We start from the raw sequence: 1,908 nt of genomic DNA, 5'->3' as shown, positions 1-1,908 counted from the left end.
GTCGGACCAATCCTGAGAGCGGCCCCAATGACCGCTCGCAACCACAAACCGGTCTAATCGCTAATGCCGTCGGATGACGGCTTTGAGCCCAAAGCAGACGCTAGTAAAAAACGCGACAAGACACAGCCGTAGTCCAATTGCCCGCGCTGTTCTAATCTGGGATGATAGACAACGCGGACTAAAGTCTGGTCATGGGACTGTCCAGACTATCTGGATTGTGCTTTTTAGGCACGGGTAGCTAACCAGGTTGGTATACGCACTATTTCGCGACACTCTTGTCCAGATTCGTGACCAACTACTCGCACAACGCAACCCAACCCTCTGAGGCGGGCCTGCGAGTTTGAATACTCAAGCAAACATCAAGGGTGCGAGAATAATTTCTTTGCGGGCGTAAAAATTATTGAAATGTTGTATTTTGAATTCAACTATTCGAGTGCGCGGCAAGTCTGTATTACCTCTGTTGCACGCGCATTCACCAGATTTGTCTGGTTGCCTCCTGGAGACGCATGTGAGTGGCGTCGCCGGGAGGCCATTTGTTCGTTGAGCGGGTCTTGTCAAAAAAACTCGCATTGAGGCCGACAAAGTAGACTTGAAATCCCTGCAAGCAATCGTCAGCTTCGCCCGCATTGCGTTCGAGCATGTCGCGCAGATCGTCCGATCAGAGCCCAATGCAGATCTTAAACACGCGCAGGAATTCTGAGGAACGCATGTGTCGGATATCTGCTTTCGTGAATCGTAATTCGTCTGGTATTGAAACTTCTGTGCAGTTTGCACACGCGAACCGATTACTCGGTTCCCGAGCCTTAGGGAGGAAAAAATGCACGCAATCAAAAATCATCTAATAGTCGTCTTCGCCAGCCTTTTATTTGTCTCAGTTTTTGCGACGACAGCATCCGCCAAATTCACGGCTGATGATGCTGCAAAGCTCGATGCGGAAGCAGAGGCAACTTTAGCTCAGTTCAAAGCTGATACGAAAGGCGCTGAAGAAGTGCTGGCAAATGCAAAAGGCGTTTTGGTTTGCCCGAGCATCACCAAAGCTGGCCTTGGCTTTGGCGCTGAGGGAGGTCGATGCGTGCTCGTTTCCGGGGCCAATGAAAAGCTCTATTACAACACGTTCGGCGTTAAAGGCGGGTTCATTGCTGGAATACAGTCTCATTCTATGATTTTGGCGCTGAATACAAACGAAGCGTTGGCAAAGTTCACCAGCAATGACCGTGAGTGGGAATTGGGTGTAGATGCTTCGGTGGCTGTGGCCAAGGTCGGAGCTGGAGGCGACTTGGATACCACTAACCTCAAAAGCGATATCGTATCCTTTATATTTGGCCAAAAGGGTTTGATGGCTGATGTGAGCTGGAAAGGATCGCGTTTCAAAAAACTCGAAATCGAATAGTTGCTCTGTTTTCCAGAGAAAGAAGTTTCGCGGAACTCCAATTTGAAGTGAGTTCCGCGAAAACCCATCGGGGACGCCCATGCATGAACTAGGGTCATTGTTTTCGTCTTTTCCTAAAGAAAGCAGGGACCATTTCAGAACCAACTCTGATGGCTGCGACGGGCCTTATTCATTGCGAAGCCTTCAAATAGCCCTTCTTAGCCAATCTAACGTTTTTTGGGCTGTGAGGGGCCATGTCTCGTTGAACTGTAGGTAGTGGCACGCACCCTCAACGACTAGAAAATCAGCGGTCTCATAACGGGAAGCCATGCTTCTGGCAGTGCTTGTTGAAACGGCTTTATCTTCAGTTCCCGAAACAAAAAGCAAAGGACAGGTTACCTTTGCAGGGTCTTGTCAGAAGAACTTTGCTTGAGCGGGGCAGGGCGGTTGCGTAGCTTTTGCCCATGACCAAACCTGCCTCTTTCAAGTACTTCAAAACCAGTCCCGAGATCATCCGCCTTGCAGTGATGCTGTACATC

General features: G+C 49.5%; 1 protein-coding gene and 2 pseudogenes. 2 read left to right on the top strand and 1 reads right to left on the bottom strand.

Features of this window, described 5'->3' with window-relative positions; all coding sequences use genetic code 11:
- Positions 1-817 precede the first annotated feature (817 nt).
- Positions 818-1,390 (top strand): lipid-binding SYLF domain-containing protein, encoded by a 573-nt coding sequence (locus ACR0J8_RS24200; protein WP_480892859.1) that lies wholly within the window; start codon positions 818-820, stop codon positions 1,388-1,390.
- Positions 1,391-1,573: 183 nt separating this feature from the next.
- Here the strand turns inward: ACR0J8_RS24200 and ACR0J8_RS24195 are convergent.
- Positions 1,574-1,765, bottom strand: a pseudogene (locus tag ACR0J8_RS24195) (alpha/beta fold hydrolase); the annotation flags it as partial.
- A 68-nt stretch (positions 1,766-1,833) separates the two neighbouring features.
- Between ACR0J8_RS24195 and ACR0J8_RS24190 the strand changes: the two are divergent.
- A pseudogene (locus ACR0J8_RS24190) lies at positions 1,834-1,908 on the top strand (IS6 family transposase); the annotation flags it as partial.

Source organism: Ruegeria sp. N11, assembly GCF_056531525.1.
Note: the sequence above shows the minus strand (reverse complement) of the source record. Positions and strands in the feature narration are given on the sequence as shown.